At 56.5% G+C, this 23,572-nt stretch carries 26 protein-coding genes and 1 pseudogene; 9 read left to right on the top strand and 18 right to left on the bottom strand.

All coding sequences use genetic code 11. The features are described 5' to 3' along the window. Window positions 1–38: 38 nt before the first annotated feature. The 4 genes from IZV00_RS02080 to IZV00_RS02065 form a co-directional block, all read right to left on the bottom strand. Window positions 39–1,165, bottom strand: a protein-coding gene (locus tag IZV00_RS02080; protein ID WP_202981374.1) for an IS3 family transposase whose coding sequence is annotated in 2 segments (ribosomal slippage) — window positions 39–934 and window positions 934–1,165 — 1,128 coding nt in all. Because the reading frame shifts where the segments join, the coding sequence is not laid out codon by codon here. Between the two features lie 270 nt (window positions 1,166–1,435). Then, on the bottom strand, window positions 1,436–2,284 hold the full coding sequence (locus IZV00_RS02075; RefSeq protein ID WP_196225565.1) for a LysR family transcriptional regulator: 849 nt from the start codon (window positions 2,282–2,284) through the stop codon (window positions 1,436–1,438). Window positions 2,285–2,534: 250 nt separating this feature from the next. Next, window positions 2,535–2,993: a DUF6306 domain-containing protein gene (locus tag IZV00_RS02070; protein WP_230463259.1), complete on the bottom strand. Its 459-nt coding sequence runs from the start codon at window positions 2,991–2,993 to the stop codon at window positions 2,535–2,537. A gap of 46 nt (window positions 2,994–3,039) precedes the next feature. Further along, window positions 3,040–3,888, bottom strand: coding sequence for a LysR family transcriptional regulator (locus IZV00_RS02065; RefSeq protein ID WP_196225563.1), 849 nt, complete (start codon window positions 3,886–3,888; stop codon window positions 3,040–3,042). Window positions 3,889–4,686: 798 nt separating this feature from the next. Between IZV00_RS02065 and IZV00_RS02060 the strand changes: the two genes are divergently transcribed. Next, window positions 4,687–5,328: a peroxiredoxin gene (locus IZV00_RS02060; RefSeq protein ID WP_167302967.1), complete on the top strand. Its 642-nt coding sequence runs from the start codon at window positions 4,687–4,689 to the stop codon at window positions 5,326–5,328. Continuing rightward, window positions 5,325–6,017: a carbonic anhydrase gene (locus tag IZV00_RS02055; protein ID WP_230463258.1), complete on the top strand. Its 693-nt coding sequence runs from the start codon at window positions 5,325–5,327 to the stop codon at window positions 6,015–6,017. The genes IZV00_RS02060 and IZV00_RS02055 overlap by 4 nt, the downstream gene beginning before the upstream one ends. Before the next feature lie 862 nt (window positions 6,018–6,879). Here the strand turns inward: IZV00_RS02055 and IZV00_RS02050 are convergent. Continuing rightward, complete coding sequence (locus IZV00_RS02050) at window positions 6,880–7,107, bottom strand: hypothetical protein (RefSeq protein WP_196225562.1); 228 nt, start codon at window positions 7,105–7,107, stop codon at window positions 6,880–6,882. Window positions 7,108–7,341: 234 nt separating this feature from the next. Between IZV00_RS02050 and IZV00_RS02045 the strand changes: the two genes are divergently transcribed. Next, a complete protein-coding gene (locus tag IZV00_RS02045; protein WP_196226458.1) occupies window positions 7,342–8,400 on the top strand; it encodes an aspartyl protease family protein in 1,059 nt (352 codons plus the stop codon). Between the two features lie 362 nt (window positions 8,401–8,762). On the opposite strand, the gene IZV00_RS02040 is transcribed toward IZV00_RS02045, so the two are convergent. Both IZV00_RS02040 and IZV00_RS02035 read right to left on the bottom strand, forming a co-directional pair. After that, window positions 8,763–9,602 carry a two-component system sensor histidine kinase NtrB gene (locus IZV00_RS02040; protein ID WP_230463257.1) on the bottom strand — a complete coding sequence of 280 codons (840 nt, stop codon included), beginning with the start codon at window positions 9,600–9,602 and terminating at the stop codon, window positions 8,763–8,765. A gap of 249 nt (window positions 9,603–9,851) precedes the next feature. After that, window positions 9,852–10,325 (bottom strand): DUF2231 domain-containing protein, encoded by a 474-nt coding sequence (locus IZV00_RS02035; protein ID WP_196225561.1) that lies wholly within the window; start codon window positions 10,323–10,325, stop codon window positions 9,852–9,854. 155 nt (window positions 10,326–10,480) lie between these two features. On the opposite strand from IZV00_RS02035, the gene IZV00_RS02030 reads away from it, so the two are divergent. The 5 genes from IZV00_RS02030 to IZV00_RS02010 all read left to right on the top strand — a co-directional run bounded on the left by IZV00_RS02030 (window position 10,481) and on the right by IZV00_RS02010 (window position 13,323). Continuing rightward, a complete protein-coding gene (locus IZV00_RS02030) occupies window positions 10,481–11,101 on the top strand; it encodes a uracil-DNA glycosylase family protein (RefSeq protein WP_329604477.1) in 621 nt (206 codons plus the stop codon). A gap of 2 nt (window positions 11,102–11,103) precedes the next feature. Continuing rightward, window positions 11,104–11,649: a DUF488 domain-containing protein gene (locus IZV00_RS02025; RefSeq protein ID WP_196225559.1), complete on the top strand. Its 546-nt coding sequence runs from the start codon at window positions 11,104–11,106 to the stop codon at window positions 11,647–11,649. An 84-nt stretch (window positions 11,650–11,733) separates the two neighbouring features. After that, the gene (locus tag IZV00_RS02020) at window positions 11,734–12,258 is read left to right on the top strand and encodes a DUF4142 domain-containing protein (protein ID WP_196225558.1); all 525 of its coding nucleotides are present in this window, start codon (window positions 11,734–11,736) and stop codon (window positions 12,256–12,258) included. Between the two features lie 10 nt (window positions 12,259–12,268). Then, entirely contained in the window at window positions 12,269–12,595 is a 327-nt protein-coding gene (locus tag IZV00_RS21465; protein ID WP_196225557.1) for a cupredoxin domain-containing protein, read from the top strand. Between the two features lie 26 nt (window positions 12,596–12,621). Continuing rightward, the gene (locus IZV00_RS02010) at window positions 12,622–13,323 is read left to right on the top strand and encodes an RNA polymerase sigma factor (protein ID WP_196225556.1); all 702 of its coding nucleotides are present in this window, start codon (window positions 12,622–12,624) and stop codon (window positions 13,321–13,323) included. A 212-nt stretch (window positions 13,324–13,535) separates the two neighbouring features. Here IZV00_RS02010 and IZV00_RS02005 read toward each other — a convergent pair whose 3' ends face one another. The 10 genes and pseudogenes from IZV00_RS02005 to IZV00_RS01960 form a co-directional block, all read right to left on the bottom strand. Continuing rightward, entirely contained in the window at window positions 13,536–14,009 is a 474-nt protein-coding gene (locus tag IZV00_RS02005) for a hypothetical protein (RefSeq protein ID WP_196225555.1), read from the bottom strand. Window positions 14,010–14,407: 398 nt separating this feature from the next. Next, window positions 14,408–14,734 (bottom strand): hypothetical protein, encoded by a 327-nt coding sequence (locus IZV00_RS02000; RefSeq protein WP_230463256.1) that lies wholly within the window; start codon window positions 14,732–14,734, stop codon window positions 14,408–14,410. Window positions 14,735–14,740: 6 nt separating this feature from the next. Then, window positions 14,741–16,177: an efflux transporter outer membrane subunit gene (locus IZV00_RS01995; protein WP_230463255.1), complete on the bottom strand. Its 1,437-nt coding sequence runs from the start codon at window positions 16,175–16,177 to the stop codon at window positions 14,741–14,743. Beyond that, the gene (locus tag IZV00_RS01990; RefSeq protein WP_196226454.1) at window positions 16,171–17,070 is read right to left on the bottom strand and encodes an efflux RND transporter periplasmic adaptor subunit; all 900 of its coding nucleotides are present in this window, start codon (window positions 17,068–17,070) and stop codon (window positions 16,171–16,173) included. The genes IZV00_RS01995 and IZV00_RS01990 overlap by 7 nt, the downstream gene beginning before the upstream one ends. Before the next feature lie 2 nt (window positions 17,071–17,072). After that, window positions 17,073–17,297 carry a DUF1656 domain-containing protein gene (locus IZV00_RS01985; protein ID WP_196225554.1) on the bottom strand — a complete coding sequence of 75 codons (225 nt, stop codon included), beginning with the start codon at window positions 17,295–17,297 and terminating at the stop codon, window positions 17,073–17,075. Beyond that, window positions 17,294–19,387 (bottom strand): FUSC family protein, encoded by a 2,094-nt coding sequence (locus IZV00_RS01980; protein ID WP_196225553.1) that lies wholly within the window; start codon window positions 19,385–19,387, stop codon window positions 17,294–17,296. The genes IZV00_RS01985 and IZV00_RS01980 overlap by 4 nt, the downstream gene beginning before the upstream one ends. A 152-nt stretch (window positions 19,388–19,539) precedes the next feature. Further along, window positions 19,540–19,743 (bottom strand): hypothetical protein, encoded by a 204-nt coding sequence (locus tag IZV00_RS01975; RefSeq protein WP_196225552.1) that lies wholly within the window; start codon window positions 19,741–19,743, stop codon window positions 19,540–19,542. A gap of 247 nt (window positions 19,744–19,990) precedes the next feature. Then, entirely contained in the window at window positions 19,991–20,455 is a 465-nt protein-coding gene (locus IZV00_RS01970) for a hypothetical protein (protein WP_196226453.1), read from the bottom strand. 11 nt (window positions 20,456–20,466) lie between these two features. Continuing rightward, window positions 20,467–21,678 carry an NO-inducible flavohemoprotein gene (hmpA, locus tag IZV00_RS01965; protein WP_196225551.1) on the bottom strand — a complete coding sequence of 404 codons (1,212 nt, stop codon included), beginning with the start codon at window positions 21,676–21,678 and terminating at the stop codon, window positions 20,467–20,469. Between the two features lie 43 nt (window positions 21,679–21,721). Continuing rightward, window positions 21,722–21,986, bottom strand: a pseudogene (locus IZV00_RS01960) (DUF1971 domain-containing protein); the annotation flags it as partial. Window positions 21,987–22,514: 528 nt separating this feature from the next. Here IZV00_RS01960 and IZV00_RS01955 point away from each other — a divergent pair. Then, window positions 22,515–22,973 (top strand): Rrf2 family transcriptional regulator, encoded by a 459-nt coding sequence (locus tag IZV00_RS01955; protein WP_196226452.1) that lies wholly within the window; start codon window positions 22,515–22,517, stop codon window positions 22,971–22,973. Between the two features lie 66 nt (window positions 22,974–23,039). Here IZV00_RS01955 and IZV00_RS01950 read toward each other — a convergent pair whose 3' ends face one another. Beyond that, window positions 23,040–23,327 carry a cupredoxin domain-containing protein gene (locus tag IZV00_RS01950; protein ID WP_230463254.1) on the bottom strand — a complete coding sequence of 96 codons (288 nt, stop codon included), beginning with the start codon at window positions 23,325–23,327 and terminating at the stop codon, window positions 23,040–23,042. Between the last annotated feature and the right edge of the window lie 245 nt (window positions 23,328–23,572).

Below are 23,572 nucleotides of genomic sequence, written 5' to 3'. Positions count from 1 at the left end.
ATGGACTTGTAACGGTTTTGCGCCGGTCCCCTATCTCATTATGCCACCTTGGCCTCAAAGGCGAGTGGGCTGATCCCGCCCAGATATGAATGGCGCCGCCGTGAGTTGTAGAAGCCATTGATGTACTGAAAGATGGCGGCCTCTGCTTGCCGCCGGGTTGGCCAGCTCTGCCGCCAGATCATTTCCGCCTTCAGGGATTTGAAGAATGTCTCGACGGCGGAGTTGTCGTAACAATTGCCTTTGCCGCTCATGGATGGACGCAGGCCGTAGGCCTGCAGCTTCTTTTGGTAGTCATAGGAGCAATATTGGCTGCCGCGATCGGAATGAAAAATGCAGCCATGCGGCGGATTGCGCAGGCGCACCGCCATATCCAATGCCCGGATGGCCAGATCCTTCTTCATCCTATCGCTGACAGCCCAGCCAACGACACGGCGGCTGTGCAGGTCGAGGATGACGGCAAGGTAGAGCCAGCCTTCCGATGTCCAGACATAGGTGATGTCGCCAGCCCATTTGCAATTTGGCGCATCGGCGGCAAAGTCGCCATCCAACCAGTTCGCTGCGACACCCAGGCGATGGTGGCTGTCCGTCGTCACCTTGTGTTTGCGTGTGCGGACCGGCTTGATCCCGTTGATCCGCATGAGGCGGCCGACCCGACGCTCACCAACATCAAGGCCCGCCTCCTTGAGTTCCATCGTCATCCTCGGACGACCGTAGCTGCCAAGGCTCAGGCTATATTGTTCCCGAATATGGGCCAGCACCCTCATGTCTGTCCGCTCCCGATGACTTACTGGACGCGAGCGCCAGGAACGATAACCGCGCTCGCTCACCTGAAGGACACGGCACATCAGCTCCACCGGCCACCGATGCCGCCAGCTGTGCACAAAGGCGAACCTCACGGCCTTTGGCTCGCGAAGAACTGAGTCGCCTTTTTTAGGATTTCCCTCTCCTCCCGAAGCACGCGGTTCTCAAGGCGAAGCCGTTCATTCTCTCGTGCCAGATCTGCCTGCGGCGCTGCCACCAGGTCCGATGGACGATAATGCGAAACCCATTTGTTCAGCGTCGACTTGCCGACACCCAAATCTGACGCGACGCGTCCGCGCGACAACCCGCTGGTCAGCGCAATGCGCACAGCCTCCTGCTTGAACTCTTCACTATGCTTCATCATCTCGTCGGTCTCCTTGAACGAGCCTTAAACTCTCAAGTGACCGGCACAAAACCGTTACAAGTCCAAAATGATCTCTCGGCGAACCTCGCCCTCTAACAGTACACAGGCCCGTTCTGCAAAGTAAAGATATCGATAAATGTGGTGAAATCTTCAAGATCTGCAGGCGCAACCGCCGGATCTCCTCACGATACACAACCCAGGATATCACGCGTTCCTACCGGTGGCTTGTGCAACGAACGCTTGATCCATATCCAACGATGAAGGCTCGGTTCAGACCGCGATCTTGGCGGCGACATGAAGCCCCTCACGAATACGGTCCATCACCCCCGGATCGGCTTTGGTGGAGTGCACAACATAAGCCGAATAGGAAAATTCAGGACTGTTTTGGACCAGAGCAAGACGGTTGTCCTCGAGGTAGGGCCGCACGAAGCCTTTCCGGAAATATCCGCTGCCACCTGCCGCTAAAATGTATTCCAACGCTAAAGGACCATAGCTGATCGAAACGACAGCATTAGGATGATCAGGGAATGCTGCTTGGAAACTCGCCGCAAACTCGTCGCCCCAATCAATCTGCACATGGTCCTGCGGCGATAGTGGAGCAGCAGTGGGTGGAGTTCTCACCATCACCAGCTTTTCTTCGAACAGCAGCTCAGCGACCACGCCTGGCCAATGCGGCGCGGCGTAGAGAATCGCGACATCGAGTGATCCATCTTGGACCTGTTCCATTAGGTTCTCGGCTGCGTCGATCTGTGTTCGAACCGCAATCTCAGGACACTCGCGCCGCATCCAAAGCAGCCAGTGGCGAAGAAGCGGGTTCCAGAGGCTAAGCTCCACTCCCACCGTGACTACGGTCTCCCGACCCGGTGGCAGAGCGACTGCGCGTTGGGCGCGGGCCCAGACTTGGACAAGCGTCGTAGCGAACCTAAGGAACTGCTCGCCAGCAGGGGTCAGTTTGGCTCCAGCCTTGTTGCGGATGAATACCGCACAATCGAGCTGCTCCTCTAAAACCCGGATGCGGGCGCTGACTGCGGTTTGGGTGAGATTGAGATTGGAGGCGGCACCTACAAAGCTGCCAGTCTTCACCACCTCGAGAAAAGTCCGCGCAATGGCGATGTCCATGCAATGATTTCCTTACGCTTAATGCGTATTCATATGTGATCTGGAGGGGCCATAGCGATGGATTTGCGCTCGCTCAAGGCCGCTGCAGCAGCGATCTGAATGCCTTATAATCTCGGGGCCGCGAAAGGAATTTGTCCTACGAACCGCAGGTTTGTGGCGCCCGCGTTAGCCCTGCACCTTCTCAAAAATGGCGGGGCATACCGCCTTGGCAGCTTGGCGTTGACATGGAGGAACAACGCGACCGGTGGTTTCAATGGCCGGAATGTTCACGATCAAGGAGATCAGCGGCTTTCCGGACATTGTCTTTATGACTTTCCAGCATCTCTTTGAGGGCACGGTGCAGATGCCCGTCCCGAACGCGCGGCAGCAACTTTTCAAGCTTGCGGATGACCCATGCCTGGCCACGATTGAGGAATGCCAGCCGATCATAGGCTTCCGAGATAGCCAGCGCCTTTTCCCGAAATGCACCGGTTTTGCGCGATGGCCTCGCTCCAAGCCGGCAGATCTGCTTTGCCAGCATAGCGCACCAACGTGCTTCATCGTCGCGAACCGTGAGCATGAGTTCGATGTAGCCGCGCGGGGCCAACACAGTGCTGCTGGCAAGCGCAACCTTAGCGCCCGCTCGCTCGGCTTCGAGCAACGCATTGAGCTCGTCCAGAAGTTCATCGCGACCGATGTAGCCCATATACATGTCTTCGGCCTCGGCCATATAGCAGACTGGAGATGACGGCTCGTCTGGTATCATGGATCACCTGTCACACTGAAATCGCAGCGGCCTCCCGGAGGCCCGTTCGGATGCGGTCCATCACCTCTTGATCGGCTTTGGTCGAATGAACCACATAGGCAGAGTAGGAGAACTCAGGGGTGTTCGGAACGAGCGCAAGTCGCCCCTCGTCAAGATATGAGCGAATGAAGCCCTCGCGAAAGTAGCCACTCCCGCCAGTAGCAAGGATATAATCGAGGGCCAACGGACCATAACTGATCGACACTACGGCATTCGGTTCGTCGGGAAAGGCCGCCTGGTGGCTAGCGGCAAATTCCTCGCCCCAATCTACCTGCACATGATCCTCTCGCGCGAGAGGCAGATCGGTAGGTGTCGTGCGAACTAAAACCAGCTTCTCTTCAAAGAGGAGTTCCGCAATGATTCCTGGCCGGCTCGGGGCCGCATAAAGCACAGCAACATCCAGCGAGCCTTCTTGAACCTGTTCCACGAGGCGCTCAGACCCGTCGATATGCGTACGCACAGCAATTCCCGGGCATTCGCGCCGCATCCAAAGAAGCCAGTGTCGCAAGAGGGGACTCCATAAACTAAGCTCGGCTCCCACAGTCACCACCGTTTCCCGCCCCGGCGGCAAAGCCACTGCTTGTTGAGCCCGGGCCCAAACCTGAACCAAAGTGGTTGCAAATCGCAGGAACTGCTCTCCGGCGGGGGTTAGTTTCGCGCCAGCCTTATTGCGGACAAACAGCGGCCCATCGAGTTGCTCCTCCAACACGCGGATACGAGCACTAATCGCCGTCTGGGTTAAATGGAGATTGGCCGCCGCACCTACGAAGCTGCCGGTTTTCACCACCTCCAAAAAGGTGCGGGCGACACTGATATCCATCCAGCAAACTCCTTATGCCTATAGTGCAATAATATTCGTTTGCTTCATATATCCTAACTGACCGATATTGCCCGCGCAAGGGACATGCAGTCTAAGGCTGAAAATTTCGCAGTTCGAGCAGGATGCAAGATGAAACATCCAAGATCATTCAGGCCCGAGCACCCGCGTAGAAGGCACCAGCAGTATGCAGCAATATGGACACTACCAATTCTGCTGATGATCACAGGTATCGGCGTGTTGCATTTCCGAGCTCGAATAGTTTCTAGCACGGAAATCGGCATTATGGCGATTGTCTTCTTCGCTGGCGTTTGCGTTGGCATCGCCACGGGATTCTTTAATTGGTCAAGGCTGGACATTGCTCGTGAAAGATCAAATGAAATCCTACCTCCGTTCGATATAGCCTCAGTTTGGCCGCCAGACTCCCAACTATCAAACCCTTCGATCTGCAAGGATGGCAATCAGGGGCCCGAGGCAGCGATGAAGCAGACTGAGGTGACGCGGAGGGACCATGGAACTCGCTCAGAATAAGAGAAGAGCGGGATCTCCCCGCCACAGCCTGCTAATGGGCTCACGGTGACTGAAGCTATATTGTCGACCGCATTATTGCTGTGCTGCTCACAAGTGGTCCGACCAGAAGAGGAACACAGTTAGGGCTTGCCTCGGCGCTAGCGGTATTCCGTCGTGAGTTCAGCAGGACGATAAGTTATACCAAGGTTGTTGTGGTAAAGTATCAATATCATTCATTTGCTTGATGTTTTTATTCACTCCACAATGGGCTGGCCACCATGAGGAGTCTCCATGACCATCCAGCTTGGGCAGATTGCCCCCGATTTCGAAGAGAACAGCACACACGGCGTCCTGCGGTTCCACGACTGGCTTGGGTCAAGCTGGGGCGTATTATTCAGCCATCCCAAAAATTTCACTCCAGTGTGCACCACTGAGCTGGGCGAGGTTGCCAAGCTTCGGCCCGAATGGGACAAGCGCAACGTCAAGCCAATCGGGCTTTCGGTCGATCCGGTAGAAGCACATCGCCGATGGGAGAGCGACATAGAGGAAACACAGGGCGCGAAGCTCTATTTCCCAATGATCGCAGATCCCGACGCCCGAGTTTCTACGCTGTACGATATGATCCATCCTGAGAGCGATCCGACTGTCACGGTTCGTTCGGTGTTTGTCATAGACCCCTCGCGCAAGGTTCGTCTCATCCTGACCTATCCGCCATCGACCGGGCGAAATTTCGCAGAAATCCTGCGTGCAATTGACAGTCTTCAGCTTACAGATGCGCGCAGCATCGCCACACCTGTCAACTGGAAGCCGGGCGAGCCTGTGGTGATCTCGCCCAAATTATCCAATGAAGAGGCCTCACGCCTGTTCCCACAAGGCTACAAAACCTTGAAACCATATTTGAGAGTCGTCGACCTCGAGGAAGCTGCTCAATGATGGATCTTGGGGAAAAGCCGGCAGACGCAATGCCCGCGGCCACTAAGCGCGACAACAGTGATGACCTGACTGCCCTATTCACCCGCAACCGAGCATGGGCTCAATCCAAGACCTTGGTTGATCCCAGCTTCTTCAGTCGGCTTATCGACCAGCAGAGGCCCAGCTACTTTTGGATAGGCTGTTCAGACAGCCGCGTGCCCGCGACTGAAATTGTAAACCTCGATCCCGGCGAGATGTTCGTACATCGCAACGTTGCCAATCTTGCGATCGAGGATGATCCCAATTTCGCGGCGGCATTACAATTCGCCATCGATGTGCTGCGCGTTCGACACGTCATAGTAGTGGGTCACTACGGCTGTGGCGGCATTCAGGCTGCCATGGCACCTGACACCCACGATGCAATCGGCGATTGGCTCGCTCCTGTAAGGGCGGTGCATCATCAGCATCCCTGCGAAGCCGCGCCCACGCAAGCAGACGCTGACGCCCTCTGCGAACGCAACGTTGTCGCCCAGGTAAAAGCCCTCACAAGCAACCGTATCGTGCGCGCCGCGTGGGAAGCGCAAGCTGACGTGACACTGCACGGATGGATCTACGCAATCAGCGATGGATTGTTGCGCACTGTGTGCGAGCCGGTCTCTCGACACGCCGAAGGTCTGCCACGACACGACAACGTGAAGCACGCGAGATGAGCATGCCTCGTTCTTCCTCATATTCGGATACCGACACCCGCACCGTAGCATTGGCTGCCGCCATCGCAGCATGCAGACGAGCCACGGCGCCGAGCCGTGCGCTGGATGCACAGATCGCCTTGGCTGTTTTTCCATCCCTGATTGAACTGCAGGATGCAGACACCGGCATCTGGATCCAAGCCGACGGCACACGCGTGCGTGCCCTACGCTATTCAGAAGCCCGCTCGGCTGCCGCAACACTCGTCCCTCCAGGCTTTTGGATCGAAGAAAATGGCGCGAGTACGGTCGTACTGGGCGCGGACGGCACGTGGGCGGACGGACATAGAAATCATGCAATTGCGCTCTGCATCGCTGCTTTGAGCGCGCGCCTTGCCGGAGCCGCACGTGATCACTAACCGGCCAGTCGCGTTGCAATTTTTCGACTGCTGGTCCGCTACGTCCACTTCTCCTAAGTTTGGAGATTTGCTGTGACGAAAAATACGCGGTCCATTACCTATTTCAATCTGCTGGAGATGAAATGAGATGTTGATTGATGTCTTCAATGGCCGCGACCATAAGAATGCCATACCCGCTGGCCGCTTCCATTTTTTGCGCCCCCCCCACGCCGGGAGAGCGAGTTGAACTCAATGGTAAGATCCTAGTTGTGACACGTGCGTGGCATCAGCCGGGGACCTGCTACGCTGGAGCTAAATTCGCCATTCTGATCAGCGAGCAAATTCCGGCAACGGCGACATCAGAGCCCGCGTTCCCCGTCCATGACGAGGTAAGTGAGGTTATTCAGCCGTAAAGTAGCTGATGCAAATTCCAAAACACATCCACTGGCGAGCGCTCGTAATGAAGACCTAGCATGGACTTAAGACCATCAATTCATCGCTGAACTCGCCCTGTATCCCGTCTCATATTGAAGTTCACTGCTTTTGCTTTCTCTATTTCGAATAACACTGTTTCGATTGCCTTTCTCAAGATTTTCTAATGGGAATGCTTTGTGAGCGAATTGAGTGCAGGTGGCACGCTCATCAGGATGATGGCGATGATCAGGATAATTAATAAAGATAATCCTCAATATAATATTCGGATATATCTCGGTCATATTTCTGATCATACTCGAATTCTGACTGATTCAATTAGACTATCTTTCTCGTCTTGCTTATAATTCGCTTATTTTACATCGCTTTGAAATTGTCCCACCGAAAAAATCCTTTTTGATGGCACTAAAGCTGATGAGGCGCGCTTGTTAAAACGACTGCTCGGCAAACTGTCATTACCTTCGAAAATTTGTGCTGGAACTCGAGCTGCAGAGGAGATCGGCAACCCTTGGGAGCCGATGGATCTTCGACGTCGACGCATGATTTTCACGTCTGTGAAGCTAAATGATCGGACAGTATCTGCTTTGGTGGATAGTGGCACCTCTCGATCGATCATTAACGCTAGCTTGGCGAGAGAATTGGGACTTGTACCTCTTGGGGAAACTTCAACTACATCCTTTACCCGTAGAGTGTCGGGGCTAAGCTATCGCGCGCAAACTATCGAGGCCGCCGGCACGATCGTCCACGATCTGCCCATCGACAGCTATGGAGCGGCAGACTTAGACGCTCTGTCCGGTCAACGCATTCCCTTGATCGTTGGACGCGACGTGCTTCGAATAATCGATGTCGAGGTAGATTTCATCGGGGACCGCGTCCGTTGGCTCAAAAAGCAACCAGATACGGATTTTAGAGCCGATTTCACACTGCCCCTGCAGGGTGAGCGCGCTGCCTTTCCGTCGATCGATCTTATACTGGAAGGAAGGCAACGAGTAAGAGCGCTACTTGATTTAGGGAGCGACACGCCGATCACCGTCGCGGCGGATTATGCACGGGAGCATGGGCTGCTTTATGAAAGGATTCAGTCATCGGCCGTATCTATCGGCCTAGAAGGCGTCCTTACCAATATCGCATTTTCACTGCGCACGGTTCAAATCGGCGAGATCGAACTACATGATGTTCCGGTCCATGCAGTGGAGAATTGGAAGCTAGCAGAGCCCATATCGTTGGGCTGGCCCTTGTTTCACTCATTTCACATGGTTTTGAGTTTAGGTAGAAAGTCACTTCAAGCGACGGTGGACCGACACATACTGGCTTCCGAGATCCAGAGAGACAGACTCGGGATCTCTGGCAGCCGCGAAGAAAAGAAGCTGGTTATCTCCCATGTCGCACAAGGAAGTCCAGCATGGCAGGCAGGATTGCGCGTCAATGATGCGGTCGTCAGTGTCGACGGGCGCTCAATTAGTCGTAATTATCCGATACCTGGCGAACGATTAGGTTTTCGTCGTCCGGGTAGCAGCATTGTTCTTGAACTTTCTAGTGGACGGATGATACACTTGACACTGGAAAATTACTTCTGAACTTTTTTAGGCGGGAAGTATAAGACATCATAATCCATAAAATTATAATAGGGTCAGCGATGACTTAGTTGGCACGTTACTACAATAACGCATGGTAGGTAAGCCGATCCAATTCACCAGCTTTTCATCTGGGCATTAATGAATTTACCCTGCTTGGGCCGCAAGTAGGAATGTCGCCTCATTCGCTCACTTCGGGCATACGTCGTCACGGCGGCTATGACACTCACCAGCCGTGGCTGGGGCAGTTTTAGCGCTCCCACGCTGCGAAAAGCCAGTCTTTCGAATACCACTGTCCCGTCTCCGGCTGAGACAGCTGATTCTGTTGGCAAACCTTTGCGGGCACCGTCTTCCTTTTTACCGGTTCATCTAGATGCCAAGATGGAATGGTCGGCATCACGAGCCGCGGCGGGAGCGGGAAAGAAGAGATCAAATGTTGTTCCGACACCCAATGCGGTGTCGACCCTTATTGAGACGCCGACCTGCTTCATAAAAGCATCAACTTGAGGGACCCCCAGCCCGGTACCTGCTCCAGCCTTGGTGGTGAAGAATGGGTCAAAAATTCTGCCACTCACGTCCGTATCCATGCCCGTTCCGTTATCTCTCACTCGCACGCGTATATAGCGCTGGGGCTCGTGATCGAGTGACAAAGATTGAAAGATCAAGGCAGTGCTAATTTTGATAATACCACCATCAGGCGTCGCATCTCGAGAGTTGACGACAAGATTCATTATTGCTGCATTGAATTGTGAAAGTTCCAAATCAATATCGGGTAATTCGGAACCTAGCTGCATCACAATTCGAATGTCGGATCCAGCAGCATATTGCAACAGCGATTGCAATCGCCCCAGAGCATCATTGACATTCTGCGCGCGAACGTCGCAATCATGGCCGCTCGCAAAATTTAGCAGACGTGCTGTCATCCGGAATCCGCGTTCTACCCCCTCCTGAGCTCCCGTTAGAAAGCCGCCAAGCGCTGAAGGGTCAGAAGCGTTTCGTTCAGCCAAACGTACAGCTGCGGAAATCACCCCAAGAACGTTCCTAAAGTCGTGCACGAACCCTCGACTCTTTTGGCCAAGAATAAGCATTCGCTGGATATCATCGGAATTCTGTATGCGATCGATATTGCCCGACTGCTCACTGTCGCACGCGGTGTTTGGAGCTCCGCAATCGGTCGGTAGCCTGTTCGCATCGTCGACCAGCATATAACAGTCCTTTTGCTGCCGTGTGATGTTAGGGACCGTTCACATTCCCTATGACTGCGAACTTGCTCCTCCTATTAGGTAAAGTCCAATTAATATAATTGCGCTTCAATACAATGTTCTTGCTTATATTCTTTCGCCGTTTGCCTTTAGTTTTGCAGAGTTTTTGCAATCTAAAGATTTGCAGGAAAGTAGTAACGGCTGGCTGCATCCGACGGACATGTAGGAAAGCAACACAGTGCTTCATTCTGTTCAGCTGGATGTGAGGTCTTTCGCTTCCTGTGCAATGCCCACGCGGTGCCGGTAAACCATTTCCCACCCCTTCCAGCCGTTGAACAACAGCATGAGCGTGGCGACAATGGAGAGGCCAAGCCCAGTCGGAAGGACGAAGCTTATCCCGTCTTCCAAACGCCTCCATAGATTTATAGTCTCGATCAGCACGACCGTGACGTTCCCAATCAGGTGGTACCAAGCAGCCCGCAAGCTGCGTATGCGCCGGTCACCAAGAAAATCGGTGAGACCGGCAAGCGCCGCCAGCGCCGCCATGGCCAAGCCAGCCCCGAGGAGATAGGTCGCCGCCATAGGCCAAAATGGATCCAAACTTTGACGGTAGGCGATGTCCACCGCAAGGCCACCAACGAAGAAGGCGATTGGAAATGGGATCAACATAGGATGAAGCGGGTGACCAGCTACGCTGGCGGTACTTTTCGGGTTTGAATGGTGCATAGCGATCCCTCCTGCGGTGAGAAGCTGCAGATACTTTGGCGCTTTTCCGCCATGCCATTAGATGTCGAGAGCACGCTTAGGTTCCCGATTCCAACAAACCTGCCGCTAAGGAACCTCAACACGGGCCCGTGCCTTTATAATCCAGTGGCATTTGGATGTTCTTCCTTCGTCTCCGCATGACGGCTTGGATTGGGGTTGGTGTGGTTGTTTTTGAGGATTTGGTTGCGTCGATAAGAGGTTGTCGTGCCTGCGCCCACCTGCTTCCCGTCGAGCCACGGCCAGTCATTCAAGTGTCGCCTCAGGCGAGGCTGCTCATCGCGAGCCAAGCGCCCGGCTCCAAAGTCCACACATCAGGTATCCCCTTTTCAGATCCTTCGGGAGATAGGTTGCGCGACTGGATGGGGGTGACATCCAAGACATTTTATGACGCCAGCAGAGTCGCTATCGTACCGGTCGGCTTCTGCTATCCTGGCAGAGCTAAAAGCGGAGATGCCGCTCCGCGTCCCGAATGTGCCAGACTGTGGCGAAATAGCCTGCTCACCCAATTGCCGCGCATCAAATTGACTCTGCTGGTCGGCACCTATGCACAGGAGAATGCCCTCGGCGCCGGACGGATGACTGAGCGCGTGCGTCAATTTCGCGAGTTTCTGCCGAAGTATTTCCCACTACCCCACCCCTCCTGGCGCTCTCGCATGTGGGTCTCTGCCAACCCTTGGTTCGAACTCGAGGTGCTCCCGGAGCTTCGCAGGCAAGTCCAAGACGTTCTGGAGCAGTAAGGATGAGCGCATCACCCGACGGACGCCCGATTTACACGATAGGCCATTCCACCCGCACCATTGAAGAATTCATTGACATCCTGCGCGGTGGCGAAGTCCAGTGCGTTGTTGATGTGCGGGCGGTTCCACGATCACGGACTAATCCTCAATATAATTTTGACAGTCTACCGGAGACACTCAGCCGCTTTCAAATGCGCTACGTACTGATCGAGTCGCTTGGCGGCCGTCGTTCTCGTCAGAAGAACGTAGCGCCTCAACTGAATGCCTTTTGGGAGAACCAGAGCTTTCACAACTATGCCGATTACGCACTTTCGCCGCAATTTCGCGGCGGCATGGACCAACTGAAGCATCTCGCCCGAGAAGTGTTGTGCGCTCTTATGTGTTCGGAGGCCGTGTGGTGGCGCTGCCATCGACGTATAATTTCTGATTATCTGCTCGCAGACGGCTGGAGGGTGCTGCACCTCATGGGACAAGGCCGTATTGAGCCTGCAAAGCTATCCTCTGGAGCCGCGCTAGCCAGCGATAGGGTCATCTATCCTCCGGAATAGAGCTTGTCGACAGGCGAAATCAGCGGGAACCGATCGAGAAATCCGGCATCAAAGGCTTACCGACCTACTCATGGGAGAAGAACGATGATCGCCAAAACCTTGCTCGCTTCTGCATCCGCCCTCCTCCTGTCCGTTTCACCGGCCACTCTAGCCGCAGAGGGCCCCACCGATCCGCAGATCGCGCAAATTGCATACACGGCGGGCCTTCTCGATGTGCAAGCGGGAGAGCAGGCGCTGCGTCAGGCGGCCGACCCCGCGGTGCGCCAATTCGCGCAGACCATGATCCGCGATCACAAAGCAGTTAACCAGCAGGCGATCGCGCTTTTGAAGAAGTTGGGTGTGAAGCCCGAAGCGAGTGCGACAAGCGAGAAACTCACATCTCAGGCCCGGGGTACAGCCGCGCAGTTGGGCAGCCTGACTGGCCCATCCTTCGACAAAGCCTATATTCGGAACGAGGTCGCGTTTCACCGTCAAGTCAATGAAGCTCTAAGCACCACGTTGATTCCTAACGCCCGCAACGCCCAGCTCAAGTCGCTTCTGGAGAACGGACTGGCTTTGTTTCAAGCGCACCAATCGCATGCCGAACATCTACTGAGCCAATTGAAGTGAGGAGCGCGCCATGGGTCCGTTTCAGTCTTTTGCGACAGCCATTGCCAGCGCTGCCTTGTTAGCACCGGCGCCTGCGGGAGCAACTCCGCGTGGGCATGTTGTTGTGATCGCGAATATGAAGTTCGGGCCGATGCCCCCGCACCTTAAGGCGGGCGATACGATTGTCTGGATCAACAAGGACATCATCCGGCATACGGCGACCGCCAAGGACCAAACTTTCCATGTGGACCTTCCCCCGGGCGGCCGTGGAAAAACCGTTGTGCCTGGGCCTGGACGTCATGCATTCTACTGCGTTTATCACCCCACGATGACGGGCTCTCTGTCCGTTTTCAAGTGAACGATACCGCGTCAGGAGGCAATCCAATGCGAGTGCACGAAACGCTGGATTACAACCAATCGGACGATATCTCCCTTGCGAAAGGCTTCTCCACTGGAGAACCAGCGGCGGTTCGCGTGATTACGCAGCGCCACAATCAACGCCTCTTCCGCGCCGCATGGTCAATCCTCGGTGATCGTACAGAAGCAGAAGACGTCGTCCAGTCTTCCTTCATGAAAGCTTTCTCAGCTGCGGCGGAATTTGAAGGCCGATCCTCGCTTTCGACCTGGCTGACGAGAATAGCAATAAATGAGGCATTAGCCCGGAAGCGGTTGCTCCATAGGCAGCGAGCAAGACTAGATGAGAATTCGGTGGTAATCCTCCAGGAATATCGGGACAAGCTGATGCGTGGGTCCACAACGTCACTGCTGCCCGACGGGTCGCTTGCACAGCAGCAGATCCGCCATGTGCTGGAAAGCGCAGTTGCTTGCCTATCGGATGATTTCCGAACGGTTTTCATCCTTCGACACATAGAGGGCATGAGTGTGGAGGAAGTGGCTAACTCATTAGAAATCCCGCCGGCGACGGTCAAGTCGAGAGACTTCCGAGCTAGGCGAATGCTAAAACGACGACTTGCACCAGAGCTCAAGAGCGCCTTAACTGGCAGTTTTCCATTCGCTGGTGCAGACTGCGCAGCGATGACTAACCGGGTGCTTCAGTCGATCTGTAGCGCTCGCGCTGGTACCTGACTTCATCCAAAGCCTGGGACTTTGTTCTAGTTGCAAACGAGGTCGGCGGTGTCACTGGCAACCCCGTTCTATTGGGGTGAAGCGTGGCAACGCGTCGCGAATTGCTCTCATAGCTCGGGAACGGATCGGGCAGCGAATTTCCGCAGCAGGGGGTCATACAGCGTAGGTCCCGAAATCAGCGGAAGGCTGCGTGACCTCAGACGAGCGGCAGCTTATTGTAAGAGTTCACCTGAATCTTCATGGATCCGACCGGCGTTACGAAGCGAAGCTGCCTGCTTGGCGCCTAGCGCTTCTTTGCGTGCGATGGCGGCTTGCTGTTCGCAGGCGATCGCCTTGGACGCTTCGGGGTGACATTTGCCCACGACGCGCTTGCGCTGGGCGAGCGGTCGATAGGCGAAGATCGTTTTGCCTGGGACCGAGATTTGTTCGTACGTTTCTGCAGGAGATGCCGCGATGGTCCCTACGGGAACGATTGTCACAACAAGGGCGCCAGATATACGAACAGTCCTCAGGCCGTTGGTTCGACCAACAAGGCTGAGGGATTTCTTGCACTGATCCCAAGCAGTTGAAAGCGAAGATGCGCACCAACTGACATAGCCGGATATCGCCCGCAAGTTACATGGGAAGTGCTTTTCATAGTAAACCAGCACATTCATTTTTCTATTTATTTTCGAATGAAAAGCCATTGCGTAGCTCCGATCAATAACAAAGTATTTTTGAATCAGTATTCATTGAACGACCGTATGCGCTTCATGCGATCGACTTCAGTATGTGACAAATGAATTATTTTATTGTGGGTCACACAAACTTTTGCGCAAATAGCAAGAGCATGCATGTGCGTTATACCAGTCAATGTCGTGCCTGCGCGCAACATGAAGACTGACGCCATCTTCGCCTCCTATCGACCACCCTACCCATTGCTGGCGTCGAAACTCTCGAACAGCGCGCTGTGCCGAACTTTAAGCTGCTTCTCGCATCTGGCGGCAATGTTTCACCCCAGCACCGCAGGCGAGATGACCGGCACGGTTAACGTTATGATAAGTCAACACTGTTAGGCCACCAGACCGCAAACAACTGAGTATCTTCAGAGGAGCGGCGGCTCCCTGTAGAAATCCACCTGCATCTTCATGGACCCGAGCGGCCTCACGAGATGCATTTCGCGCGGCCGGAAGATGCCGGGCCGACTGTGTTCGAGGATACATTCGGATGGCGGCTCGATGTCCGTCAGCCGGAATGGCCTTCTAGAACCCGGATCAGCCCCCTGACCCATCCCGATATCGGGCCGCTTGCGCAGTGCCGCCGACAAGGTCTGCTCATCGAACATGGGGGTGGAACGATAGGGCATCCGGGCATCGGCGCTGGCTGGAACCCCCTTCTCTGCCCACCTCAATTGACGAAGAGCGAAGTCCATCGAAGTTCAACTTTCGCCCTGCTCCCAGCCTCCGCCTAGGGCGAGGAACAGGGACACCTGATCGTCGGCGATCCGGGCCTTTGACGTCGCCAGCACGGCTTCAGCTTCGGCAGCTGCTCGCTGGGCATCCAGCAGGTCAAGCAGTGGGGTGCGGCCGGCCCTGTAAAGAATCTGCGCATCGTCCCGCGCTTTAACGGACAGGTTTCGCGCCAATTCCAGGCGGGCGTGGCGGTCAAGGTCGCGCCCATAGCTTGTCAGGCTGGTTTCAACCTCACGAAGCGCGTTGAGCACTATTCCGTCAAACTGCGCCAAGGACGCGTCCGCTTTTGCGTTCGCTTGGTGGATCCGAGATCTGACAGCTGGGGTGGGCAACGACCAGGAAATGAGGGGGCCTAGGCTCCAATGATTGGCAGGCCTTGTGCCAAGATCAGATAGAATACCGGTTGAACCTAGGCCCGCACCCAGGCTGATGCGCGGATAGAGCTCCCCGATCGCTACGCCGATCCGCGCCGTGGCAGCGGCCAGATCGCGCTCCGCCTCGCGCACGTCGGGGCGCCGCTGCAACAGGCTGGCCCCGTCGCCGACTGGCACAGGGCGCGTCAGGTGAGGAGGTTCGGCGCAATTGGCGACTTCGATTGGGAACTCCGCCGGCGGGCGGCCGGTAAGCACCGCGAGACGATATAGGGCGGTTTTCCGTCGCGCTTCGAACACCGGCAGGGCGGCGCGCCCCTCTTCCGTCCGGGCATCAGCCCGGAAGGCGTCGGTCCGCGCGATCCGCCCCGCACGGCCGAGGCGACGCAGGACACCCGCGCTTTTCTCCTGAATGTTGACGACCGAACGGGTGGCGGCCAGTTCCTCTCCGGCGCTGCAGGCTTCCACATAGGCGCGCACAACATTGGCCACCACGGTCACGCGAACAGCGTCGCGAACAGCGCGGCTGGCTTCCGCATCGGCCTCGGCAGCCTCGACCAGGCGCTTTAACTGGCCGAACAGGTCAAGCTGATAGGCGACACGGATTCCCACGCTGCCGACGGTCAACGGGGGGATAGGTGTCTCGCGCAGGTAGGACTGGGTGGAAAACTGTCTGCGCTCTGAGGCGACTTCAGTCTCCACCTCCGGGCCATATGCGTCCTTGGCTTCGTGGATTGTGACTTCGGTACGCTCCAGGTTGGCAGCGGCGACCCGAAGGTCGGTGTTGGCGGCCAAGGCCTCTCCGACAAGCCGGTCGAGAAGCGGGTCGTCATACAGTCGCCACCAATCCTGAGGAGGCGCGTCGGCATCGACGGGAAGGCCGGCAGCGCCGACGAATTTGCCCTGGGCGGCAGGGGATTTGAGCACCGCGCTGTTTGGACCTTTGTAATCCGGTCCAACCGTGGTGCAGCCCGCCAGCAGCCCCGCACCGAGGGCGCAGAGCGTCAGGCGGCTCATCGCTTGCCTTACCATGGCAGACTCCTTTGGATCTTGCGTGCGTCGGCACGTGGATGAATCACGACCGTTGCCGTTTGTCCGGGGATGAGCCGCACATTCGCCGGCTTGTTTTCGATCTCGATCCGGACCGGAATGCGCTGGGGCAGCCGGACCCAGTCGAAACTCGGATTCACATCGGCGTATTGACCGTCGGTCCCGCCCCGCTCGCGGTCTTCGATGCCGCCAGCGATGCTGTGGACGCGACCATGAATTTCGTCCGCGACGCCCATGATGTAGATGCTCGCCTGATCGCCGACCTGGATAGCCGGCAGCTTGGTCTCCTCGAAATACCCCTCAACTCGGAGGGTCTTTCCATAAACCAGGGCCAGAGCAGGCTTGCCGACAACGACATAGACTCCTGGCTGTAAGGTCGTATTGGTAACGACCCCGTCAACTGGCGCGCGGACCAGCGTGCGTTCAAGGTTGAAACGGGCGAGGTTTCGGGCAGCAACAGCCTGCGCCACCTCTGCTCTGAGTTCATAGGTCCGAGTACGTCCCTGTTCAACGGTCTCTGCGGCAATCACCTCGCGGATCGCGCTGTTGCGGCGATCCTCGCGAACCGACTGCGCGAGCGAAGCGCGCTTGTTCATCAGGGTTGCATCGGCTTGTTCGAGGGCGAGTTGGTAACGCGGCCGGTCGACGACGAACAGCACGTCGCCTTTGCGTACGGATTGGTTATCTACGACCCGCACTTCGGTGACGAGTCCGGCGACATCGGCAGACACGGGCACCATGTCGGCACGGACCTTGCCGTCACGCGTCACTGGATCGACTTGATAGCGCTGCCACAGCGCGTAGATTCCGCCAAGAATGACGAGAATGACGAAAAGCGTCGCGATCGAGCGCGCAAGATGGTGTCGTGAAAGCATGGTCATGACATGAACCAGAAGTGAGAGGTGAGATCTGCTCCCGCACTTAATCCCCACCACAGGAGGATGAAGACAGCGAGGTCAAACAGGGCGGGCTGCCAAAGGAGTCGATAGAATGTCATGCGCTGCATCGGCGTGCGGACGACATATACCAGCACGCCCGACAAGACCGCCGTTGCAAGAGCGGCGGGCACGTAGATACCGCCAAAGTGAATTTCCTCGATCATGCGCGACCTCCTTGCACCATCCGCAGGGTGGCGGTCTTGCCGGCGGTTAGGACCGGAGCAGCGGCTTCGGGGAACAGGTTGCAACGCATCGCAACGAGCGCACGCAGCGCCTGCCTGCAGTATTCGTCGAGCAGTTGGGCAAGCAGACCGTCGATCGACCGGTCGATCGGCACCAGTAGCGCCGCGTCGGCTGGTACGATCTTGGAAAGCCGCGTGCAGCCGCGATAGTGATCGGCGACGCCCGCCAGCACTAGGCCAAGGTCGTGGCGCAGATCGTGTGGGACATGGGACAGGGCCTTACGCACCGGAATGACATTCCGCCCAATCCGCAGATCAGCAAGGCTGTCGGCAGCATGAAGGTCATCGCCCGGACGAGCCGCGACGATGCGCTGCGCGATCTGGCCGAGCCGGTCCACGGAGCGCGCCGTCCAATCTCCGGGACGGAACGGCCGGCGGATGTCCGCCAGCAGGGCCAGCTCGGTCCAGTTGGCGCGCATCACGCGACGCAGAGTCCAGCGCGCGCTTGCAGTGCGAAACAGACGCGTGACGGCCAGCGTCGTGACGATGCCGCCCAACTGAGCAATGCCGGTGTTCACGAAGGCGGAAAAATCGGCCTGGAACCGGGCGAGGAAACCCATAGCCACGATGAAGCAGGAGAACATTGGCAACGCTTCGGGCGAACGACGCGGATCGGCCTGAATATAGCCCATCCAAAGGAGCGCCGGAGCCAGCGTGATCATCAGCATTTCGTAACCGTCGACGCGAGGGAGGACCACGAACAGGTAGAAGGCGGCCAGTGGGAAGGTCTTCAACGTCGCCTTCAGATATCGGCCGATTATCGGCGATGGATCATCATGGGCCGCGAAGGAACAGGTGATGAGCGCCGCAAAGGCGGCCGTGGCGGAGCCGCTGGGCCAGGCCAGCAGGATCCACACCGCACAGTAGAGGATGATCGCCGCCGCCGTGGCCGCTCCCGCCAGCACTGCCACACCGTGATCGCGCGCAAGCCGGAACGACTGCTCATGTCCGTCACTGATTTTCAGACGACCCGGCGACCCGATGCGATTGGCAAGCCGCTGCGCGCTAGCGAAGGCATTCAGAAACTGAGCAAGGCGAATTGAGGCGCTGGCGGCTAGCAGCGAAGGCCAGTCGCCGCGATCCTCTGCCTGCCTCGCCAGCCGCTCGCACTCGTCAATCAGTGCCCCAACTTGTGCCGTCCGACTTTCTGCCGATCCCAACCAATCCATCGTGCGGACAAGCAATCCGTTAAGTTCGGGCAGGATACCATGCTCGCGTTCTATCAGGTCGAGCCGGTTGGCGGCAGCCGACGCGAGCGGGATGGTATTGGCAAGCTGCTGCTGGAGCGCAATAACGCGGCGCTGCGTGATGGGCGCGGCGCGTTGATCGAATGGCAGGTGGATTGCGATCATCCCCAACTCGGTGACGTCGGATGCCAGCGCACGGCGGTATGCGTTTTCCTGCTCGCCATTGTCGCCGCTCAGCACTTCGACCGACCAACGGCGCGCATGTCGTAAGAAGGACTTAGCCCGATCGCGGATCACGGGCGTTGCGCTCCATGGTTGCAGCACCGCGTGAACCATCGAGACGCTCAGGATCGCGACGGTCATTTCCGCAACGCGCCCTGCAGTGGTGTCGAATATATCGGCGGGATTTTCGATGTAGGGAAAGCTGATTACCGCCGAGCTGAAGGCTGCCATTTGGAACAGGAAAGCGCGCGGCGTCCTGTCGAGCACCGCAAGATAGATGCAAAAGCCCGTCCACGCCGCCATGCACAGCACCAGCAGTTCCGGTGCATTCTGGAGGTTGGGAACCACCGCAATCGTCACGATGGCACCGGTCGCGATTCCGGCAAGGCGATACAGCATCTTGGGCCGGAATGCGCCCGACATGGGCTGTGCCGTCACATAGACCGTCAACAGCGCCCACCAAGGACGTGGCAGGCTGGCCGAGAACACGATCGCCAGCGTGATCGCCGCCGCAAGGAAACTGCTCAGCGAGAACAGCAGCTTGCGCGCGTCAATGGTCAAGCTGACCGAAGGCCAGGAGAGCGATGACTGTGCAGACGACATTTGCGAGGCAACCGTGACTAGACCGAAGCCGCCGGCAGATCATGCTCCGCCGCGTGCCTCATTTCGGTCCGCCTCATAAGCGCAACTCTGCGCCTCCGCGTAGATCAAATTACTTATAGTTTAGTGCAAATGTTTTCATTCTAAGTTGGACATCACTCTTTCGTGTCGCGTCGGACAAGTATCGTCATGACCGTCGGCAGCGCCGTGACGAGCGCGATGGATGCCTGCGCTTCCGTTAGCGCATGCACCTTAAATAGGGTGCAGATCGCAGCGGCAACCGCAGACAGGATGATCGTTTGAGCAATGCCACCGAAGCGCAACGCCGAGCTCTCTGTCTCCGGCCCATTATTGCGCATTGTCGCATCCTCTCGCAAGCTTCGAACAAGGGGTTTTCGTTCTTGCTCGCTATAGCTGGACTAGGCGCGCGACGTGGTCAAACGAATGATTTTGGAGGATAAGACAACAATTTCGATGCGTTTAACGCCGTCGTCATAGGCAGCCTTCACCGTGGCATTGGTGAAACCGCCCTTTGCATACAGCAGCGCATTCTAAGTGACCCGAAACCCGACGCAGAAGCCGTCATGAGCAGAACGTGATGCTGCTTCAGATCAAGCCGTGGCTGCCACCAACCGCGCCTAGTACTGTTATAACGGAGAGCGCGAGAAGCACGCGATGCATCCGCTCCATGGCGCGAAAGTCGGCTTCCGGATGAACCGACCTATCCGTGCGGCGATGAACAAACATCGGCTCGATGACGAAAAGCATGGCTGCAAAAATGAGCCAGGTGAGCAACATCGCATGCATCCACCAGAAGCGAGGATCAGCGAAACGAACCCACATATGCCCGCGTTGAACCATCCAGAGGCCGCTCATGCCTGCAAGCAGGACCCAAAACCTGGCCTGGAAGGCAAAACGCCCCTCAAGCTGGCGAAAGAAACCCATCCGACTGTCGCCAGGAGCGGCACGGCCGATGGATGGCATCACGACCAGGGTGACAAACGCCACTCCTCCAATCCACAACACGATTGCCAGGACATGGATCACGCGCGCTATGCTGATGCCATCCACCGCCGAATGACTCACGCCGCCAGCAGTTCGTCAGCCGGGCCGAAAAATTCATAATGGATGCGGTCCGACGGGACACCCGCTAGCGACAGCGTGGAAACAGCGTGACGCAGGAAGGGCCGAGGACCACAGATATAATAGTCCGCATCTCCGACAGGAGTATTCGCCACCAGCCACTCGTCGGTGATGATGCCGGCAACATCATAATCGCGACCTAGAACCTCGTCGGCAAGGGGGGTCTGATGAAAGTCGATGATTTTGACGGAGTTCCCCAGCGCGGCGACGCTGCGAACATGATCCCGCATGGCATGCGTTTCGCGGTCGTGGGTGCCGTGAATATACTGCACGGGAACAGAGGCACCGTTGCCGACTAGTGCCTCAAGCATCGCTACCATCGGGGTTAAGCCTACACCTCCTGAAAGTAGAACGATCGGTCGTTCGATATGCTCAGCGAGGAAGAACTCGCCGGCCGGTGCGGCGACCTTCAGGATCGTACCGTGTTTGGCTTCGTCGTGGAGCCAGCCCGAGGCGAGCCCCTGCGGCTCACGCTTGACGGAGATGCGATAAGTTTCGCCGTTGGGAGCAGCCGAAATTGAGTAATTGCGCTTGACGGGAGGATGGCCGGGAATTTCCAGCCAGAAAGTTAAATATTGGCCGGCCTTATATGTCATGACCGGCTCGCCATCCACGGGACGCAGGAGGAAGGAGTTGATGACGCTGCTCTCGCGTACCACATCATCGATTCGAAATTCCCGCCAGCCATTCCAGCCCCCACTCATATCCTTCTGTTCGGTGTAAATGCGCCGTTCGCGAGCGATCAGTATGTTGGCGAGAAACCAATAAGCTTCGCCCCAGGCTGCTAGGATGTCTTCCGTTGCGGCGTCGCCCAGAACAGCTTTGATAGCGCCGAGAAGTGCCTCACCCACGTGCGGATAATGCTCGGGCAGAATTTGCAGCCCGACATGCTTTTGTGCGATCCGTTCTACGGCTGGAGCCAGGGCACCAAGATTTTCTATGTTGCTCGCATATGCGAGGATCGCCCCCGTTAGTGCCTTCGGCTGAGATCCGGTGTCGCCGTGATGCGACTGATTAAACAAGTCGCGTATCTCGGGATTTTGGAACATGCGCGAGTACATTTCCCGCACAATGTCGAGCCCGTGGGCCTCCAGCGCGGGAACAGTAGCTTTAACGAGCGCGATGGTCTGTTCGCTCAGAGGTTGCGACATGACAGCTCCTTCGTTGATTGATTGGCCAAGACTTCGTTGAAAACGGTTTCTGATCGTAGAAATCGACTTGCATCTTCATGTCGCCCAAAGGCGTCGAAAAATGCGGTTGTTGAGAAAGAACGAGCCCGTGGGTGGGCGTGAGAACTGCTCTGCATGGCGGATCGAGATATATGATTCTTCAGGTGCCCTTCGAGCACTGTAGTGAGACTCGAAACGCCAGACTTTATATCATGCCAGGCTTGCAATGCGCTTGGCAACGTGTCCTGAACGAATACTGGCGTGGACCTGTAGGGGAGCAGTTCAGCCACGGCGCCCCTTCCCGATGCTTTGCTTCCCCGACCTCCAATTCGAGAGAGATCGGCCGCTCTGAAGAAGGAAGCAAGTTGCAGATGATCGGCCATTTGCGCAGCCTTGAACTGAAGGACTGCAGCAGCACTTTGGCGCATCAGTTCTTCAGCTGTGTCTCTCCATGACGTCAGCCAGCTTCGGAAAAGCTCGGTTGTGATGCTCTGTTTGTGCTTCAGGCCTTCAGGAATTGAGTGAGCGGTATATTGACCGGTCCTGAACTTCACGGACGACCAAATATCCTCGAACGTTTTCAGATACCGTGGCCAATCATGTACGCTGTCGTTGAACACGGGGCCGAGTAGCTGGTCCGCCCGCACGCGGGAGTAGAAAGCGTGAACAAAGCTTGCAAGCTGCGCTTCGTCTGTCGCCGGGTCATCTTCCACGACACCCACTCCAAATCATGCATCCTCAATGCATCTATACGATTCGATTGAAAGATGCAATCAGAATGCATATATTTGGTTTGTCTTATGCCGTCTGGGATGGCCATGAAGCTCACGCTGTTCACTGATTATTCGATGCGAGTGCTGCTTTACCTTGGCGCGCACCCGGAGCGGCTGTGCTCGATTGCCGAAGTCGCGCGCGCCTATAACATTTCGCAGAACCACCTCATGAAGGTCGTCAATGACTTAGCGAAGGCGGGCTATATCGAGAGCGTGCGCGGCCGAGGCGGCGGCATTCGCCTCGGCAAGCCGGCAGACACGATAAATGTCGGCGCTCTCGTTCGGCACACTGAAGAAGGCTTCGAACTTGTAGACTGCGGGAGTTGCATCATCGCGCCGGCGTGCGGCATGACCGGTGTTCTCAAAGAGGCTGTGAGAGCGTTTTTAGCGGTGCTTGACCAATATACGATCGCGGATCTTATCGCAAAGCGAGAAGACTTTGCTGCTTGGTTTCCGGAAACGACGCTACCCAGCGCGGTAGACGCTCCGTCGCGAACTAAATAACCTGCTTGTGAAAAGCGAAACAATGTCGCGACGAAGTTCGCTGTGCGATGCGTCCCGCCAGTATCATCAGCGGACGATGATCGTTCCTGTCATTCCCATATTCTCGTGATAGCGGCAGGTGTAATGATAAGTGCCGCGCACTGTGAACAAGTGGGAAAAGGTATCGCCTTTCTCCATCTCTTCTGAATTGAACGGCTCGACTCCCGCAGGCAAGCTCACTGACCCTGCCTGCTTTGCACGGGCAGGATCGAAATTGATGATATGGCTGACGATGCCGGGATTGGTCCACCGCACCGTGTCTCCGACTTTGATAGTCACCGTGGCCGGCAGGAATGTCATAAGGGCGGTGCCCATCGACACCTCCACGATGCGTGGCTTTGCATACGCAGGATGCCGGAAACACGCGAGCGCAGCCGCCCCAATCGCAACGCTCGCCATGAAGTCGCGTCGATGCAGCTTTGCGATTTGAAACTTCGATCGACGTTTTAGTAATGGCATCTCACTCCACCTTCCAACCGCCTTCGAGCGCTCGTATGGTCAAGTCTGTCGAGGAGCACAGATGATTATTGAATGTCTATGCGGGCTGCAAGATCGAATTA

Source organism: Sphingobium sp. Cam5-1 (genome assembly GCF_015693305.1).
In the GTDB taxonomy this organism is placed as follows: Bacteria; Pseudomonadota; Alphaproteobacteria; order Sphingomonadales; family Sphingomonadaceae; genus Sphingobium.
The sequence above is the reverse complement of the archived record's forward strand: the minus strand, read 5'-3'. Positions and strand labels throughout refer to the sequence as shown.

Bases quoted from the DNA above. Each gene is read 5' to 3' on its own strand.
- IZV00_RS02055 (WP_230463258.1), top strand. From the start codon at position 5,325: ATGATGGATCTTGGGGAAAAGCCGGCAGACGCAATGCCCGCGGCCACT.
- IZV00_RS02005 (WP_196225555.1), bottom strand. From the start codon at position 14,009: ATGGCTTTTCATTCGAAAATAAATAGAAAAATGAATGTGCTGGTTTAC.
- IZV00_RS02035 (WP_196225561.1), bottom strand. From the start codon at position 10,325: ATGCACCATTCAAACCCGAAAAGTACCGCCAGCGTAGCTGGTCACCCG.
- IZV00_RS02030 (WP_329604477.1), top strand. From the start codon at position 10,481: ATGTTCTTCCTTCGTCTCCGCATGACGGCTTGGATTGGGGTTGGTGTG.
- IZV00_RS01985 (WP_196225554.1), bottom strand. From the start codon at position 17,297: ATGATCGAGGAAATTCACTTTGGCGGTATCTACGTGCCCGCCGCTCTT.
- IZV00_RS02020 (WP_196225558.1), top strand. From the start codon at position 11,734: ATGATCGCCAAAACCTTGCTCGCTTCTGCATCCGCCCTCCTCCTGTCC.
- IZV00_RS02010 (WP_196225556.1), top strand. From the start codon at position 12,622: ATGCGAGTGCACGAAACGCTGGATTACAACCAATCGGACGATATCTCC.
- IZV00_RS02045 (WP_196226458.1), top strand. From the start codon at position 7,342: ATGGATCTTCGACGTCGACGCATGATTTTCACGTCTGTGAAGCTAAAT.
- IZV00_RS02065 (WP_196225563.1), bottom strand. From the start codon at position 3,888: ATGGATATCAGTGTCGCCCGCACCTTTTTGGAGGTGGTGAAAACCGGC.
- IZV00_RS02000 (WP_230463256.1), bottom strand. From the start codon at position 14,734: ATGGACTTCGCTCTTCGTCAATTGAGGTGGGCAGAGAAGGGGGTTCCA.
- IZV00_RS21465 (WP_196225557.1), top strand. From the start codon at position 12,269: ATGGGTCCGTTTCAGTCTTTTGCGACAGCCATTGCCAGCGCTGCCTTG.
- IZV00_RS01950 (WP_230463254.1), bottom strand. From the start codon at position 23,327: ATGGGCACCGCCCTTATGACATTCCTGCCGGCCACGGTGACTATCAAA.
- IZV00_RS01990 (WP_196226454.1), bottom strand. From the start codon at position 17,070: ATGCTTTCACGACACCATCTTGCGCGCTCGATCGCGACGCTTTTCGTC.
- IZV00_RS02075 (WP_196225565.1), bottom strand. From the start codon at position 2,284: ATGGACATCGCCATTGCGCGGACTTTTCTCGAGGTGGTGAAGACTGGC.
- hmpA (WP_196225551.1), bottom strand. From the start codon at position 21,678: ATGTCGCAACCTCTGAGCGAACAGACCATCGCGCTCGTTAAAGCTACT.
- IZV00_RS01995 (WP_230463255.1), bottom strand. From the start codon at position 16,177: ATGGTAAGGCAAGCGATGAGCCGCCTGACGCTCTGCGCCCTCGGTGCG.
- IZV00_RS01975 (WP_196225552.1), bottom strand. From the start codon at position 19,743: ATGCGCAATAATGGGCCGGAGACAGAGAGCTCGGCGTTGCGCTTCGGT.
- IZV00_RS02040 (WP_230463257.1), bottom strand. From the start codon at position 9,602: ATGCTGGTCGACGATGCGAACAGGCTACCGACCGATTGCGGAGCTCCA.
- IZV00_RS02050 (WP_196225562.1), bottom strand. From the start codon at position 7,107: ATGACCGAGATATATCCGAATATTATATTGAGGATTATCTTTATTAAT.
- IZV00_RS02060 (WP_167302967.1), top strand. From the start codon at position 4,687: ATGACCATCCAGCTTGGGCAGATTGCCCCCGATTTCGAAGAGAACAGC.
- IZV00_RS01955 (WP_196226452.1), top strand. From the start codon at position 22,515: ATGAAGCTCACGCTGTTCACTGATTATTCGATGCGAGTGCTGCTTTAC.
- IZV00_RS02070 (WP_230463259.1), bottom strand. From the start codon at position 2,993: ATGGCCGAGGCCGAAGACATGTATATGGGCTACATCGGTCGCGATGAA.
- IZV00_RS01980 (WP_196225553.1), bottom strand. From the start codon at position 19,387: ATGTCGTCTGCACAGTCATCGCTCTCCTGGCCTTCGGTCAGCTTGACC.
- IZV00_RS02025 (WP_196225559.1), top strand. From the start codon at position 11,104: ATGAGCGCATCACCCGACGGACGCCCGATTTACACGATAGGCCATTCC.